Source organism: Marinobacter confluentis, from assembly GCF_004785685.1.
GTDB classification, from domain to species: domain Bacteria; phylum Pseudomonadota; class Gammaproteobacteria; order Pseudomonadales; family Oleiphilaceae; genus Marinobacter; species Marinobacter confluentis.
The window spans coordinates 1,175,209-1,191,720 of the sequence record NZ_SRPF01000001.1; the positions used below are offsets into that span (position 1 = coordinate 1,175,209).

At 57.5% G+C, this 16,512-nt stretch carries 13 protein-coding genes and 1 pseudogene; 3 read left to right on the forward strand and 11 right to left on the reverse strand.

The features are described 5' to 3' along the window. Positions 1-58: 58 nt before the first annotated feature. From eno to E5Q11_RS05515, 7 genes and pseudogenes are all read right to left on the reverse strand, one after another. Complete coding sequence (gene eno / locus E5Q11_RS05485) at positions 59-1,354, reverse strand: phosphopyruvate hydratase (protein WP_135802349.1); 1,296 nt, start codon at positions 1,352-1,354, stop codon at positions 59-61. Between the two features lie 207 nt (positions 1,355-1,561). Next, on the reverse strand, positions 1,562-2,407 hold the full coding sequence (kdsA, locus tag E5Q11_RS05490) for a 3-deoxy-8-phosphooctulonate synthase (protein ID WP_135802350.1): 846 nt from the start codon (positions 2,405-2,407) through the stop codon (positions 1,562-1,564). Between the two features lie 77 nt (positions 2,408-2,484). Beyond that, positions 2,485-4,101 (reverse strand): annotated as a pseudogene (locus E5Q11_RS05495) (CTP synthase); the annotation flags it as partial. An 88-nt stretch (positions 4,102-4,189) separates the two neighbouring features. Beyond that, positions 4,190-5,551, reverse strand: a complete 1,362-nt coding sequence (gene tilS, locus E5Q11_RS05500) for a tRNA lysidine(34) synthetase TilS (RefSeq protein ID WP_135802351.1) — start codon at positions 5,549-5,551, stop codon at positions 4,190-4,192. After that, positions 5,535-6,488: an acetyl-CoA carboxylase carboxyl transferase subunit alpha gene (gene accA, locus E5Q11_RS05505; RefSeq protein WP_135802352.1), complete on the reverse strand. Its 954-nt coding sequence runs from the start codon at positions 6,486-6,488 to the stop codon at positions 5,535-5,537. Before accA ends, tilS begins: the two co-directional genes overlap by 17 nt. Positions 6,489-6,619: 131 nt before the next feature. Continuing rightward, positions 6,620-10,102 carry a DNA polymerase III subunit alpha gene (gene dnaE / locus E5Q11_RS05510; RefSeq protein ID WP_135802353.1) on the reverse strand — a complete coding sequence of 1,161 codons (3,483 nt, stop codon included), beginning with the start codon at positions 10,100-10,102 and terminating at the stop codon, positions 6,620-6,622. Between the two features lie 54 nt (positions 10,103-10,156). Beyond that, entirely contained in the window at positions 10,157-10,609 is a 453-nt protein-coding gene (locus tag E5Q11_RS05515) for a TlpA family protein disulfide reductase (protein ID WP_225314937.1), read from the reverse strand. Between the two features lie 136 nt (positions 10,610-10,745). Here E5Q11_RS05515 and wrbA point away from each other — a divergent pair, with 136 nt between their 5' ends. Genes wrbA through E5Q11_RS05530 form a run of 3 tightly spaced genes read left to right on the forward strand, consistent with a single transcriptional unit; the run spans position 10,746 to position 13,563 of the window. After that, positions 10,746-11,348 carry an NAD(P)H:quinone oxidoreductase gene (gene wrbA / locus E5Q11_RS05520; protein WP_135802354.1) on the forward strand — a complete coding sequence of 201 codons (603 nt, stop codon included), beginning with the start codon at positions 10,746-10,748 and terminating at the stop codon, positions 11,346-11,348. 30 nt (positions 11,349-11,378) lie between these two features. Further along, entirely contained in the window at positions 11,379-11,747 is a 369-nt protein-coding gene (locus tag E5Q11_RS05525) for a DUF2069 domain-containing protein (RefSeq protein ID WP_135802355.1), read from the forward strand. A gap of 13 nt (positions 11,748-11,760) precedes the next feature. Next, entirely contained in the window at positions 11,761-13,563 is a 1,803-nt protein-coding gene (locus E5Q11_RS05530; protein WP_135802356.1) for a GspE/PulE family protein, read from the forward strand. Positions 13,564-13,585: 22 nt separating this feature from the next. On the opposite strand, the gene E5Q11_RS05535 is transcribed toward E5Q11_RS05530, so the two are convergent. The 4 genes from E5Q11_RS05535 to E5Q11_RS05550 are packed head-to-tail and all read right to left on the reverse strand — an operon-like array spanning position 13,586 to position 16,512. Then, on the reverse strand, positions 13,586-14,632 hold the full coding sequence (locus E5Q11_RS05535; RefSeq protein WP_135802448.1) for a DUF3080 domain-containing protein: 1,047 nt from the start codon (positions 14,630-14,632) through the stop codon (positions 13,586-13,588). 7 nt (positions 14,633-14,639) lie between these two features. Further along, entirely contained in the window at positions 14,640-15,332 is a 693-nt protein-coding gene (gene mtnC / locus E5Q11_RS05540; protein ID WP_135802357.1) for an acireductone synthase, read from the reverse strand. Further along, positions 15,329-15,889: a 1,2-dihydroxy-3-keto-5-methylthiopentene dioxygenase gene (locus E5Q11_RS05545; protein ID WP_135802358.1), complete on the reverse strand. Its 561-nt coding sequence runs from the start codon at positions 15,887-15,889 to the stop codon at positions 15,329-15,331. Before E5Q11_RS05545 ends, mtnC begins: the two co-directional genes overlap by 4 nt. Further along, positions 15,886-16,512, reverse strand: coding sequence for a methylthioribulose 1-phosphate dehydratase (locus E5Q11_RS05550; RefSeq protein WP_135802359.1), 627 nt, complete (start codon positions 16,510-16,512; stop codon positions 15,886-15,888). The genes E5Q11_RS05545 and E5Q11_RS05550 overlap by 4 nt, the downstream gene beginning before the upstream one ends.

Genomic DNA, 16,512 nt, shown 5'->3' on the forward strand with positions numbered 1-16,512 from the left:
ACTTCGAGCAATTGAAGCGTGATGGCCTTTCCGGTTTCATCAGGTCTGGTCTCTGGTGTTAACCCTGACCCTTGATCTCACTCAGGCCCCGGTAAGGAGCGTCCGCTCCCAGCGCCTCTTCGATGCGAAGCAGCTGGTTATACTTGGCCACACGGTCAGAACGGCACAGGGACCCGGTCTTGATCTGCCCGGCACAGGTGGCAACCGCCAGATCGGCGATGGTGGTGTCTTCAGTCTCGCCGGACCGGTGGGAAATCACCGCCGTGTAGCCTGCGTTCTGGGCCATCTTGATGGCATCCAGGGTCTCGCTCAGGCTGCCGATCTGGTTGAACTTGATCAGAATCGAGTTTCCAACGCCCTTTTCAATACCTTCCTTCAAGATGCGCGTGTTGGTCACGAACAGATCGTCGCCCACCAATTGCACCTTGCTGCCCAGCTTATCGGTCAGCACCTTCCAGCCGTCCCAGTCACTCTCGTCCATGCCGTCTTCAATAGACACAATCGGATAGCGCTCGCACAGACCGGCCAGATAATCGGCAAAACCGGCAGAATCAAAAGACTTGCCCTCGCCAGACAACTGGTACTGACCATCCTTGTAGAACTCGGAAGACGCACAGTCCAGAGCCAGGGTGACATCGGTACCGAGCTTGTAACCGGCCTTCTCGACCGCTTCCTGAATCACCGCCAGGGCACCCTCGTTGGACGGAAGATCCGGCGCAAAACCGCCCTCATCGCCCACGGCAGTGTTCAGACCCTTGCTGTTCAGAACCTTCTTCAGCGCGTGGAAAATTTCCGCACCAATGCGCAGCGCTTCGGCGAACGTCTTGGCCGCCACCGGCTGAATCATGAACTCCTGGATATCCACATTATTATCCGCGTGTTCACCACCGTTCAGGATATTCATCATCGGCACCGGCATGCTGTACTTGCCGGAAGTGCCATTGATGTCGGCAATGTGCGCATAAAGCGGTTTCTTCAACGAAATCGCAGCGGCTTTCGCAGCGGCCAGAGAAACAGCCAGAATGGCGTTCGCACCCAAATTCGCCTTGTTGTCCGTACCGTCCAGGTCCAGCATCACCTTGTCCAGAGCGCGCTGGTCCGCTGCATCTTTACCAATCAGCGAATCGCGAATCTTGCCATTTACGGCTTCAACGGCCTTCAAAACGCCCTTACCCAGATAGCGACTGGCGTCCTTGTCCCGAAGCTCAAGAGCTTCGCGAGAGCCGGTAGAAGCGCCAGAAGGAGCGCAGGCACTGCCAATCGTGCCGTCTTCAAGAATTACGTCCGCTTCAACCGTAGGATTCCCTCGGGAATCCAGAACCTCTCGGCCCTTAATGTTGGCAATCTTGGTCATTAGTCCAAATCTCCATAATTTCAAAATATTCAGAAGGTTATGCTTATAATTTGATCAAGAGCAGGTGGGGTACGGCTTTACGAAACTGTGCGGAGCCATGGATGGCGGAGCCCAAGCGACACAGGGATGTGCCGCAAGGAGCGTGTTTCGTAAAGCCGTACCCCGCCTGCTCGCTCCCCCCAAAGCAAAAAAATAAAACTTCCTTTATCAGGCAGTATCAATAGGCCTAAAACTCTTAACCAGGTCATCGACAGCCTTGACCCGCTCCAAAAACGGTTCCAACTGGCTCAATCGAAGCGCACAGGGCCCATCGCACTTGGCATTATCAGGATCAGGGTGTGCTTCCAGGAACAATCCCGCCAACCCCTGGGACATACCCGCCAGCGCCAGATCCGTCACCTGGGCACGACGACCGCCGGCTGAATCCGCACGGCCACCCGGCATCTGCAAGGAATGAGTGACGTCAAACATCACCGGAACGTCCATCTGCTTCATGATGCCGAAGCCAAGCATGTCTACAACCAGGTTGTTATAGCCAAAGCTGGTGCCACGCTCACACAGAATGATCTTATCGTTACCCGCCTCACCACACTTGGTGATGATGTGCTTCATTTCCTGGGGCGCCAGAAACTGGGCCTTCTTGATATTGATTACCGCGCCGGTTTCCGCCATGGCGACTACCAGATCGGTCTGCCTGCTCAGAAAGGCCGGCAACTGAATGATGTCGCAGACTTCTGCAGCGGGCGCTGCCTGCTCAGGCGTATGAACATCGGAAATTATCGGAACGCCGTACTTGCTCTTGATGTCCGCCAGAATCTGCAGGCCTTTCTCAAGGCCGGGCCCGCGGAAGGAATGCACTGAGGACCGATTGGCCTTGTCGAAAGAGGCCTTGAATACGTAGGGAATACCCAGCCTTGAACAGACGTCCACATAGGCTTCGGCCACTTCAAACGCCAGGTCCCGGGACTCCAGCACGTTCATGCCACCAAACAGCACAAACGGCTTGTCGTTAGCGACCTGGATACCGGAAACGTCGACCATGCTCCGCGCCATAATCAGGATTCCCTTTCAGAGGTCTGGTCAGAGGTCTGGTCAGAGGTCTGGTCAGAGGTCTGGTCAGAGGTCTGGGCTTTGCGTACCAGCGCGGCTTCAATAAAGCCTTTGAACAACGGATGGCCGTCCCGTGGAGTGGAGGTAAATTCCGGGTGGAACTGACAGGCCACGAACCAGGGATGATCCGGCACTTCCACCACTTCCACCAGCTTGCCGTCCGTTGAGCGACCCGAAATCCGAAGACCTGCACCTTCAAGCTGTGGCAGGAAATGATTGTTCACTTCATAGCGGTGGCGGTGACGTTCACGAATGGTTTTCTTACCGTAGCAACCGGCAATGGTCGAACCCTCTTCCACCACACAATCCTGGGCGCCAAGGCGCATGGTGCCGCCAAGATCGGATTCATCCGTACGCTCTTCCTTTTCGCCGCTGGCATCAAGCCATTCGGTGATCAGGCCGACAACCGGCTCCGGCGCATGTTCACGGAATTCCGTGCTGTGGGCACCCTTAAGGCCGGCTACGTTACGGGCGTATTCAATCACCGCCACTTGCATGCCCAGGCAGATACCCAGGTAAGGCACCTTGTTCTCACGGGCGTACTGAACCGTCCGGATCTTGCCTTCCACGCCGCGCTCACCAAAGCCGCCAGGAACCAGAATCGCATCAGCATTTTCCAGCGCACCGGTGCCGTCCCGCTCAATGTCTTCGGAATCTATGTAGTTAATGCGCACCTTGGTGCGGGTCTTGATACCCGCATGAAGCAGGGATTCCACCAGGGATTTGTAAGCGTCCAGCAACTCCATGTATTTGCCGACCATGGCAACGGTCACTTCACCATCCGGATTCAGCAGTGACTCAACCACCGCGTCCCATTCACTCAGGTCTGCCGGATTGGCGTCCAGTGCGAAGCGCTCGATAACCAGTTGATCCAGGCCGAATTCGTGCAACATCCGCGGAATGGCGTAGATGGACTTGGCGTCCTGCAGCGGAATAACCGCACGCTCTTCCACGTTGGTGAACAGTGCAATCTTGCGGCGTGAACTGGCGTCGACTTCGTGTTCGGAACGGCACAGCAGAATGTCCGGCTGCAGACCGATGGACCGCATCTCTTTCACGGAATGCTGGGTCGGTTTGGTCTTGATTTCGCCGGCGGTGGCGATGTAGGGAACCAGGGTCAGGTGCATGAACAGGGCGCGCTGGGCGCCGACCTCTACCCTTAGCTGGCGGCAGGCCTCCAGGAACGGCAGGGATTCGATGTCACCCACGGTGCCGCCAATCTCGATCATGGCAACGTCTGCACCGGCTGCGCCCTCAACTACCCGACGCTTGATCTCGTCGGTAATGTGGGGGATGACCTGAACGGTGCCGCCCAGGTAATCGCCACGGCGTTCCTTGCGGATCACTTCTTCGTAGACACGGCCGGTGGTGAAGTTGTTGCGGCGGGTCATGGGGGTGCGGATAAACCGCTCGTAGTGCCCCAGGTCCAGGTCCGTTTCCGCGCCATCTTCGGTGACAAATACCTCACCGTGCTGGAAGGGGCTCATGGTGCCGGGGTCCACGTTGATGTACGGGTCCAGCTTGAGAATAGTGACCTTCAGGCCGCGTGCCTCTAGGATCGCTGCCAGAGAGGCAGATGCGATACCTTTCCCCAAGGAGGACACGACACCGCCGGTGACGAAAATATAACGCGTCATGCAGATTCCGTGAATTGTCTGGTTCGGTGAAGGAGGGAGATTGTCATCTCAAGATGGGACATCAGATTACCAGAACTCCCCCACCTACTCAATCAGAATCCCGCTCCAAAATCAGGCGCCAGCCGCTGGACGGCGCCTCCCCACAGTACTGCTCTGAAACCCACAGATGGCCTGCCGCCACCAGCGTTTCATCGCCCCCCAGGCTGTCTGATACCAGCGGCAGCCTGCCCCGCTCCCACGCTGGCACGGACTGTTCCTGAAGCCATTTTTTCAGCGGCCTGGAAGGGCCACCAGGTCGAACCCTGATTCGCTCCCCGCCCTGTCTGGCATGAACCACCAGTTTCGGTGTGTAGCGGGGCTCCGGCGCGGCTGGCTCCAGGGACAAATGCCACCCGCCCCAGTTAACAGGTTTACCCGGTTCTAGTGGCCTGGGTTGATCTGCCATCGCCGGTCGGTCAATAACAAAGTAGAGAGCATTCTGGTGACGACGAAGCCGATAGCCGGTACCCGAATATTCCGGTTGCCGGTCGTCACGGGAATCCATGAATCCGGATAGAAGCGCCTGCCAATCCCCCGTTTCGGGGGGTAAAAAACCCTGCTGACTGACCCACCAGCGAATCAGGTTCTTCTGCTCGGCCAGAGTCAGGTTTTTCAGCGCAGAAATGTCCAGACCGTCATCGTCAGTCCGACACTGGTCGAAATGAATGCGGGCAAGGCTTGCAGCCAGTTCGTCGCCTTCCCGACAGGCTTTCGCGGTGGCGGCCACCCGTCGATTCAGAAAAGGCCAGCGTTCCCGCAAAGCCGGGATGATGGCCTGGCGCAGAAAATTGCGGTCGAACCGCCGGTCAAGGTTGCTGGGGTCTTCAAGCCACTGAATACTCAGCTCTTTCGCCCATGCCTCAAGTTCACGACGACTGAAATCAAGAAAAGGGCGATACACAGCGGCCTTTCCCATGGGACGCGAAACAGGCATTCCGGCCAGACCGGCAACACCGGACCCACGAAGCAAGCGGAACAGAACCGTTTCTACCTGGTCATCCCCATGGTGCGCCATCAGCAGCAGATCGCCTTTGCCCAGGTGTGATTCGAACGCCTCATAGCGGGCGGCCCGCGCCGCTTCTTCCAGCCCGCCGGTCCTGGCACGTTCATCGGCGGCGGAAACCGGCACGGTTACCCGAACAACATGGCAGTGAATAGCCAGAGACTGGCAAAGTTGCTGACAGAAACGTTCTGTCTCGGGGGCATTTGGCTGGAGTTGGTGATTAACGTGGATGGCGTTGAGCCGACCTCTGTGACCGAAAAGCCGGGACGCGGTGTGGAGCAAGAGCACCGAATCCAGGCCACCGCTTAGGGCAACGTAAAGGCCCGAGCAGCTCGGCATTTTGCCGAGAGAGGTCAGCAGAGCTTCGGGCCAAGTGCCTTCGGGGCCGGTGCTACCGGCCCGTGTCATAGCGGGTCAGGCGCTCATACCGGCGGGCTACCAGATCATCCACCGACATGGCGCTGAGCTCTTCAATACCCTGGGCCAGCACTTCTTTCAGCGACTCTGCCACTTTATCCGGCGCCCGATGAGCACCACCAAGCGGTTCGGGAATGACATTGTCAGCTACGCCGAGTTCTTTCAGTCGTTCCGCCGTCACACCCATGGCCTCCGCAGCCTGAGCGGCATGCTCTGCGCTTTTCCAGAGGATGGATGCACAACCCTCAGGCGAAATAACCGCATAGGTCGAATACTGCAGCATGTTCAGTTGATCACAGACACCGATGGCCAGCGCGCCACCGGAACCGCCCTCGCCTACGACGGTGGAGATGATCGGTGTTTTCAGACGGGACATCACCGCCAGATTGAACGCAATGGCTTCACTCTGGCCCCGCTCCTCGGCACCGATACCGGGGTAAGCGCCGGGCGTATCGATAAAGGTCAGGATCGGCATGTTGAAACGCTCAGCCATTTCCATCAGCCGCAGGGCTTTCCGGTATCCTTCGGGCCGCGGCATGCCGAAGTTGCGTCTTACCTTGTCCCGCACTTCCCGGCCTTTCTGGTGCCCGATAACCATGATTGGCTTGCCGTTCAGCCTGGCTGTTCCGCCCACGATTGCCTGGTCGTCTGCGTAACGGCGGTCGCCGTGCAGTTCATCGAAATCATCGAACATCATTTCAATGTAGTCATGGGTGTAGGGCCGCCGGGGGTGACGTGCAAGCCGCGCCACATCCCAGGATTTCAGATCCGAGAAAATGCTTTCCGTGAGGCTGACGCTCTTCTTTTTCAGCCGGGCGATTTCATCGGTGATGTTGATGTCGGTGTCATTGCCCACCATGCGAAGCTCTTCAATCTTGGCTTCAAGGTCGGCAATAGGCTGTTCGAAATCAAGATAGTTAGGGTTCATGATGATCCATCATTATGATTACGGGGCGGACATTTGGGGCCGCCAAAAATTGAATTATATCAATAAAGATAGCAGCGACAGGCCGATCTCTAAAGCGGACCTTCGTATGAGTGCGTTGTACAGGCTCGTTATCAATCATAGACCAGTTCCACCGACTGGTCGCCCACCAGATACTTCAACTCCAGCAACAGGTCGTCATCGGGCTGGACTCGCCAGGATTCACCAAGCTCGATTCGGGTGCTTGCGTCGCCGGTGCTGTATTCGATCCAGACCGGACTGCCCTCGCAACGGAAGGGCCGCAGTGTGGAATCCAGTTTGTCGAGCAGGCCGTTCTGTAACTGGTCGGCGTGAATGGCGAGTTTCAGTCCGCGGCTGAACTGCTGCCTGGCGGTACCAACGTCCATGACCGAACTGACTCGCATCTTCATCTGGCCGGAATAATCGTCGTGGCTGACCTGGCCTTCCACCACAATGACCTGGTCCGACTGCAGCAGTTCACGGTGCTCGAAAAATGCCTCGGAGAATAGCGTGGCTTCTATTCGTGCGCTGCGGTCATCAAGGGTGATAAACGCCATGGTGGAGCCGGTGCGGGTTTTCATGGAACGCTGGGCCACCACAAGCCCGGCAACCCGTTGGGGCTGCCGCGACGGCTTGAGCTCGGAAATCGGCGATCTGACAAACCGGCGTACTTCCTTTTCATATTCGTCAAACGGATGCCCGGTGAGATACAGGCCGAGGGTATCCTTCTCACCCTTAAGGCGCTGTTTTTCCGGCCACTCCCGCACGCCGGCAACATCCGCGTAAGGATCTTCACCTTCGCCGCCGGCAAAAATATCGCCGAACATATCCGTCATGCCAACGGATTCATTACGGGATTGCTGCCCGGCCTGCTGTATGGCCTTGTCGATGCTAGCCATCAGGTGTGCCCGGCCCGCGCCCAGCTTGTCCATGGCGCCGCAGCGGATCAGCGCTTCAAGCGCACGTTTGTTCACTTTTTTCAGGTCGACACGGCGGCAGAAATCAAACAGGTCCTGATAGGGCTCCCCGTTAGCGCGGCCTTCCACGATGCTCTGGATCGGGCCCTCGCCAAGGCCCTTGATGGCTCCCAGGCCATAAACGATCTGGCCTTCATCATTAACGGTAAACGTGTATTCAGAACGGCTGACGTCCGGCACCAACAGATCCAGCCCCATGCTGCGGCACTCTTCAACCAGGGTCACGACCTTATCGGTGTTCTGCATATCCGCAGTCAGTACTGCGGCCATAAATTCCGCCGGGTAATGGGCTTTCAGCCAGAGCGTCTGGTAGGACACCAGTGCATAGGCGGCCGAGTGCGATTTGTTGAAACCGTAGCCGGCAAACTTTTCCACCAGGTCGAAGATGTTTTCCGCCAGGGTTTTATCGATACCGTTGTCAGCACAACCGTCCAGGAAGAACTGCTTCTGTTTGGCCATTTCCTCGGGCTTTTTCTTACCCATGGCCCGGCGCAGCATGTCGGCGTTGCCCAGGGTGTAACCGGCCATCACCTGGGCGATCTGCATGACCTGCTCCTGGTAGAGGATAACCCCGTAGGTGGGCTCCAGAACCGGCTTCAGGCCATCGTACTGATAATCAGGATGCGGGAAAGACACCGGCTGGCGCCCGTGCTTCCGGTCGATAAAGTCATCCACCATGCCGGACTGCAAAGGGCCGGGGCGGAACAGGGCCACCAGGGCGATCATGTCTTCCAGGGAATCCGGCTGCAGGCGGCGGATCAGATCCTTCATGCCGCGGGATTCCAGCTGGAAAACCGCCGTGGTTTCCGCTTTTTTCAGCATGGTGAACGAAGGCACGTCGTCCAGCGGAATTTCGTTGATATCCAGCTCGGGCTCGCCGCGCTTTTCCCGGCGCGGATTAATCATCTTCAGAGCCCAGTCGATGATGGTCAGGGTCCGCAGGCCCAGGAAGTCGAACTTCACCAGGCCCGCATCTTCCACATCGCCTTTGTCGAACTGGGTCACCAGGCTGCCGCCTTCGTCATCGCAATACAGCGGCGAGAAATCGGTAATCTTGGTGGGCGCAATCACCACACCACCGGCGTGCTTACCGGCGTTCCGGCAGACACCTTCAAGTTTCAGGGCCATTTCCCAGATTTCCTGGGCTTCCTCATCGTTTTCCAGGAATTCGCCAAGCTGCGGTTCCTGCTCGATGGCTTTGACCAGCGTCATGCCCGGCTCGAAGGGAATCATCTTGGACAGCTTGTCCGCCAGCCCGTAGGACTTGCCCTGAACCCGGGCCACGTCCCGCACCACCGCTTTCGCGGCCATGGTGCCGAAGGTAATGATTTGGGACACCGCCTCACGGCCATATTTCTCTGCGACGTAGGCAATCACCCGGTCGCGGCCTTCCATACAGAAGTCCACGTCAAAGTCGGGCATGGACACCCGCTCCGGGTTCAGGAAGCGCTCGAACAGCAGATCGTATTCCAACGGGTCCAGATCCGTAATCAACTGGGCATAGGCCACCAGGGAGCCGGCACCGGAACCACGCCCGGGCCCTACGGGTACGCCGTTATTCTTGGCCCATTTGATGAAGTCCATCACGATCAGGAAATAGCCGGGGAATCCCATCTGGATGATGATATCCAGTTCGAAATTCAGACGGGTGTAGTAGGCCTCACGTTTCTGATCGTATTCCGGGTCGTCCTTGCTCAGGGTTTTCGCCAGCCGCTCTTCCAGGCCGTCTTCCGAGACCTTGCGGAAATACTCATCCATGGTCATCCCTGCCGGGACCGGATACTCAGGCAGAAAGTATTCCCCCATTCGGACCTGAACGGAACAGCGGCGAGCGATTTCAACGGTATTCTGCACCGCTTCCGGGAGGTCCGAAAACAGCTCTATCATTTCCTCGGCGCTGCGCAGGTACTGCTGATCGCTGAAACGGCGATCCCGGCGTGGGTCGTCCAAGGTCCGGCTCTCGCCGATGCAGACCCGGGCTTCGTGGGCTTCGAAGTCGTCTGCGTGCAGGAAGTGAACGTCATTGGTAGCCACCACCGGGCAGGACAGCTCCCCGGCCAGCTCGACGCTGGCGTGAAGACAGTCTTCGTCACCGGGGCGCCCGGTGCGTTGAAGCTCCAGATAGAACGAGCCCGGATACAGATTCATCCAGTACTCGGCCCGAGCTTTCGCCAGATCGATCTTGCCAGATAGCAGCGCCTTGCCCACATCGCCCATCTTGCCGCCAGACAGCGCAATCAGCCCTTCCCGACCGTCTTCCAGCCATTGTCGCTGGATAATGGGAATACCAAAACGCTGTCCCTCGGTATAACCCCGGGACACAATTTCGGTCAGGTTGAGGTAACCGTCCTTGTTGCGGGCCAGCAGAGTCAGGCGGAAGGGGTTTTCGGGCTCGTCCGGATTATCCACCCAGAGGTCTGCACCAATGATCGGTTTTACGCCAGCGCCCATGGCCGCCTTGTAAAAACGCACCAGCGAACACATGTTGGACTGCTCGGTCAGCCCCACGGCCGGCATGCCAAGCTCAGCCGCGCGTTCAATCAGCGGTTTGACCCGGACCAGGCCATCCACCATGGAATATTCAGAATGAACGCGTAGATGAACAAAAGTGTCTGACATGGGTCTGGGATCTTCCTGGGTGTAGTGCTGGTTCCGGGTTATTCGTTAACCGGATTACTCATTGATCAGCGCAGTAATATCTTCTTTGGTCTGAGGGCCAAAGCGGGTTTCTTTCAGGTTGCCATCGGGATCCACCACAAATGTGGCGGGCAAACCGACCGGTGTCTGCCAACCCAGCGCCGGGCCCGGGTCTTCTCCCAGCATGCCATATTCGATGCCCATTCTCCGGCCCAGATCCAATAATGACTGACCTTTAACATCGTCAAAATTAACACCCAGCACCACTACAGAGCCAGACCGGTCCAGGTCATTCAGCTCCGGAATTTCCTCCAGGCAGGGCTTGCACCATTCTGCCCAGTAGTTCACCAGAACCCAATGACCACGCAGACTTTCCCATTCCAGCTCGGTACCGTCCGCCTGCTCAAATGCCTGTTTTTGGCAGCCCGCCAGCAAAAGTAGAACCAGCAGCCCCGCAAGGCCGTAACATCTGGTGAAATGGTGCTGCAAAGAGGATCCTCCTGTTAGACTACCGCGCCTGCGGGTTCTCTTTGCCCGGTTCGCTTCATCTGCGTCGGGCGTGGGGCCGGAACCATGACAGAACCCACGGACATTTTCCACATTCCAGGTCGTATCAGGGGCATCTATGGCAACCGACTCACCTTACATTCTGGTTCTGTATTATAGCCGCACTGGCCAGACCGCTGAAATGGCCTCACAGATTGCACGTGGCATTGCCAAAGTAAGCGGAATGGAAGCCCGCCTCCGCACGGTTCCCCCAGTATCACCAGACACTGAGGCGTCTATGCCGGCAGTGCCCGATGACGGCGCGCCCTACGCCAGCAAGTCAGATCTGCAAGATTGCGCCGGCCTTGCCCTTGGCAGTCCGACCCGGTTCGGCAACATGGCAGCACCCTTGAAGCATTTCCTTGATGGCACTGGCGACCTCTGGCTCAATGGCGCCCTGACTGGCAAGCCCGCCGGCGCTTTTACGTCTACAGGCAGCCTTCACGGCGGGCAGGAAAGCACATTGCTGACCATGATGTTGCCACTGTTACATCACGGCATGATTCTGTGCGGCGTACCCTATTCTGAAAAAGCCCTGAACGAAACAACCAGCGGTGGCACACCCTATGGCCCTTCCCACTGGGCGGGCACGGGTCAGCAGAAAACGCTGAGTGATTCTGAAAAGGCCATCTGCCAGACCTTCGGGCAGCGGCTCGCCAATCTGGCTGCCAGATTGCGATGACATTCACCAGACCGACAACGGTAACCGAGAATGCTCCATAACCCGAAAGCGAAAATTACGGCCAGACTGATTATTGCACTCTACGTGATGACTCTCGCAGCACTGGCCATCACTACCTTTTATCCGGTACAGGTCGAAGACGTTTCTGTTGCCCTCATCCTCAGCGTTAAGCTGATTCCCCTGCTGTTGTTTGCAGTGCCGGTCTTTCGGGCGCACAACCGCGGCATTATCTGGATGAGTTTCGTGGTGATTTTCTATTTTACCCAGTACGTGGTCTCAGCCTGGCTCAGCGAAGGCGCCGCCGTGCCGGTCGCCATTGCCATACTGACCTTCCTGCTGTTCACTGTATCGATGTTTCACCTGAAGCTGAACCGTATTTCCGCTGAAGACGCCACCTGAAAGGAACGGATTGATGGCTGATCAGACCTTTCCACCGGCGCCGCATCGGAGCACCCTGACTCTGAGGGACTTATGCACGGCGCTGGTCGCTAGCAAAGAGATCACCCAGGAAGACGGTGACAGAGTAATGTCAGCGAACATTGGTGCTGGCAGTGACACCGGTCACCCTGCCAGCCGAAAACATCCGCTGGAGCTGATTGCCAAGGCCGGGCTGCAAAGCCTTCAGAGCGGGCGCACCCTGGACCTGGACACACTCAGCCAGTGGCTTGCGAAGTGGGCCGACCAGACCTACTACCACATCGACCCCCTCAAGATTGACACCCCCGCTATCGCCCAGGTGATGTCCTATGCCTTTGCCCAGCGCCACGGCATTCTGGCGGTGGAGATTGGTCGGGACGAGGTATTGATTGCCAGCGCAGAACCTTTCAAGAGCGACTGGGAAGCCAACCTCAGACAGGCGGTACAGAAAGACATCAGGCGCGTGGTTGCCAATCCGGAGGACATTCGCCGGTATACCGTCGAGTTCTATCAACTGGCGAACTCGGTCAGCAAGGCCAGCGGCAACCGTGGCGGCGCCGCTGCCGGCTCCCAGAACTTTGAACAGCTGCTGGACCTGGGCGCCAACCAGAACCCGGATGCCAATGACCAGCACGTGGTCAAGATTGTGGACTGGCTATTGCAGTATGCTTTTGATCAGCGGGCCTCTGACATCCACATAGAGCCCCGGCGCACCGTGACCCAGGTGCGCTTCCGGATCGACGGTGTACTGCATAATGTGTATGAATTCCCGGAACAGGTAGGCGTTGCCGTAACCAGTCGCCTGAAAATCCTGGGCCGGCTGAACGTCGCGGAAAAACGCCGCCCCCAGGATGGCCGTATCAAGACCCGAAAACCGGATAACAGTGAAGTGGAGCTGCGACTGGCCACCATGCCCACAGCCTTTGGCGAAAAGATGGTGATGCGGATCTTCGATCCGGAAGTGCTGCTGAAATCTTTCGCCCAGCTGGGTTTTTCCGCCGAAGACCGGGAGAAATGGCAGGCCATTACCGGTCGCCCTCACGGCATCGTTCTGGTGACCGGCCCGACCGGCTCCGGCAAAACCACCACGCTTTATTCCACGTTGAAACAACTGGCGACCCAGGAAGTGAACCTGTGCACCATCGAAGACCCGATCGAGATGGTGGAGCCCGCATTCAACCAGATGCAGGTGCAGGCCAACATTGATCTGACCTTTGCCTCTGGCGTGCGCGCGCTGATGCGCCAGGACCCGGACATCATCATGATTGGCGAAATCCGTGACCTGGAAACCGCCGAGATGGCGGTTCAGGCAGCCCTGACCGGCCACCTGGTGTTGTCCACCCTGCACACAAACGATGCCCCCAGCGCGATCACCCGCCTGATGGAGCTGGGCATCCCGCCGTACCTGATCCGGGCGACGGTGTTGGGCGTGATGGCCCAGCGCCTGGCCCGGACCCTGTGCCCCCATTGCAAGGCACCGGGTGAAGTAGACCCCCAGGCCTGGCAGGCGCTGACCCGGCCCTGGAAGGCTACCCTGCCAAAACAGATTTACCATCCGGTGGGCTGCCTCGAATGCCGGAACACCGGCTATTTCGGCCGCGAGGGTGTCTACGAGATCATGACACTCAGCGACGGACTGATCAGCAAAATCAACGATCAGTGCGAGCTGGAACAGATTCGGATGGTTGCCTACAAGGAAGGCATGAAGTCACTGCGACTGAGCGGCGCCCAGAAAGTCGCCGCCGGCGAAACGACCGTGGAAGAAATACTGCGGGTTACGCCAGAAAGCCAGCGTTAGCCCTGAGGTAGTCTGAAAAGGCTCACGCCTGGGGCCTGAGCCCGCACTGCTCCAACAACGTCTGCCAAAGGCGGGTGTGCTCGGTCATCGCCCCATCAAGCCTGCCCCAGAGCGAATGACTGCCGTTGTCTGCGAGATGATATTGGTACCATTGCTCGAACTCGGAGGGCATGACGTCATCCTGCATGGCCGCCAGCCGCTCAAGCGGCTCGATCAGCTGGCGTTTGGCCTGGCGAACATCGCTCATGTAAGGCTGAATTTTCTCGATATAAACGCTGAAAAACATATTCTGGACGATATCCGACTGATTGTTGGGTTTGCCGTCCAGACACAGTGGCCGTCCATCAATTCTCTGCTCCAGCAAAGCCGATGAATCTTCCAGGCGCGCAACCAGCAGGCGGGCGCTGTTGATCAACTGCCCCGCACGATATTCCGCCTGCCATCGCTGCTGAACCGGGCCAACAAAATCTAGCGACGGACTGAGGTCACCATTCAACAATTGTTCTGCCGTTTCATTAAGTTGGCTGGCATCACGGGCAAGGTCAGACACCGGATTGCCATCTGGCGCTACCGGATAATCCCCTTTTGCCAGGGTAAAAAGGGTTTCCATTTCTTCCACGCCCCAGGTCGCATTCCACAGCACAACCGGCAGGGTTTCCTTTTTGCTGGCAATGGCTTCTTCCAGGGATTCCTTGACACCTTCACGGGAAATATCCGGCAGGCACTCTGCGCCCGCCTCGATAAAGCGAAGCTCGTAACGCAGGCGATTCAGGGGCTGCATGACCTTGCCCATCACCGAGTTCTTCTCGCCAATAACGTACTGAAGCTCGCAGCCGTACAGGGATAGAAAGTCCAGCATGCCCATATCAAGTTCCGGCATCGGCAATTGTCGGTCACGACGACGGGGCAGATTCGAGGCAGGTGGGAGCTCAGAAAGCTCCGGCTCCAGTTCAAGCACCCGTGCAACGCGCTCGACATACTCATCCATCATCGGCTCGGCACTGGAGAAAGGGTTGCATCCGGTCAGCAACAACCCAACGAGCAGCAACGGCAGCAAACGGGCGGCCATGCCCGGCTCAACGCGCCCGAAGCAATGCATCAACTTCGGCAAAATCCGCAGCCACCGGACGGCTGGAATCCGGTTTCTTGCCCTCCCGAACCAGCCATACGGTTTTCATGCCAACGGACTCAGCGGCTTCAAGCTCTGCTTCCACATCGGACAGAAACAACACGGTTTCAGCTTCAACGCCCAGCTCACCCAGAATGGTTCGATAGGCTTCCGGCTGTTTTTTACCACCGACACGGGTATCGAAGTAGCCGGAAAAGAAGGGCGTCAGATCACCTGCGTCACTGAAACCAAAGATCAGCTTCTGGGCCTTCACCGAACCTGAAGAATAGACAAACAGGCGCAAACCGCGATCATGCCAGCGCTGAAGATAGTCGGCGGCGTCGGCGTATACATGACCGTGAAAGGCACCTTCCTGGTAACCCTGCTGCCAGAGCATGCCCTGCAGGGCCTTCAACGAGGTTTCCTTGCGATCTTCCTGAATCCACTTCAGTAACACCTCGATCAGGGCATCAATATCGCTGCGGTCAGTACCTGACACTTCTGCTACTGCGTCCAGCTGTGCGGAAATCTCCGGGGTGCTCTGATGCCCCTCACGGACAAACTCTGCCATGTGCTCGGCGGCATAGGGAAACAGCACCTCGTGGACAAAAGAGATGGAACTTGTAGTGCCTTCAATGTCCGTCAATATGATTCGAATCATGCGGTGGCCTGCGCCAGGGATTCGTAGCGTGGCAGTCTGCTGGCGATATCCTCGCCGGTGAAATCAGCTACCCAGCCTTCCTGATTCGTGAACAGGCGGATACAGGTAAACTCAGGTTCAGGCCCCATATCAAACCAGTGGCGGGTTCCGTGGGGTACACTGATCAGGTCATTCTTCTGACACATCACGGCATATACCTGGTCCCCGAGATGCAGATAAAACAGCCCCTGGCCACGAACGAAGAAACGGATTTCATCCTCGCTATGAACATGCTCGTCAATAAACTTATTACGGAAGGCGTCTTTCTGGGGGTTGTCCGGGTTGAGGCTGATCACGTCCTGGGTCCTGAACCCACACTGCGCTTTTAACGCCTCGATTTCATCCGCATAAGCCTCCAGAATCGTCTCCTGGGATGCATCAGCGGGCAGGTCCTTGGTGGGCCAGCGCTCGAAACGGATACCGCGATCTGCCAGAAGATTGGCAATTTTTCCTGCATCTTCAGTCACTACACGGGGTGTTTCCGGTTCAGTCTGATCAAAAATGCTCAAGGTTGTCATGGTCGAACCCTCATGGTTTCCAGTTCACATTCAAAAAGGAATTCAAACGCCTCAACGTGACGCAGGCAATCCTCCATGGTTCTGCCCCAGGTATACAGGCCATGGCCCCGAATCAGGTAACCCGGCTGGTCCGGGTTGTCACGAAACCAGGCGGCGGTTCTTTGCGCCAACGAATCGATATTCTGAGTATTGTCGAATACCGGCACCGTCAGTGCAGTCTCATGCGAATCGATGCCCGTGAACGCCTTCTGCAGTTCATACCCTTCCAGAACCAGAGGCTGGTCAGCAGCACAGAGCCTGCTCAGCACCGTGGCTTTCACCGAGTGGGTATGAAGCACTGCGCCAACGTCAGGAAATACCTGATACAACACCGTATGAAGCCGGGTTTCCGCTGACGACCGCGCCCGGCTCTGCACCGGGCGCCCCTGCAGATCCACCACCATGACATCGCCGGCAGCCAACTGGCCCTTGTGCCTTCCAGACACGGTGATGGCAATATGGTCGTCATCAATTCGCGCCGAATAATTGCTGCTGGTGGCCGGCGACCAGCCCCTTTCATAGAGAAACTGGCCCGCCTCAATAATAGAGCGGGCAGCGCCCGCATAACGAATCACATCAAACAC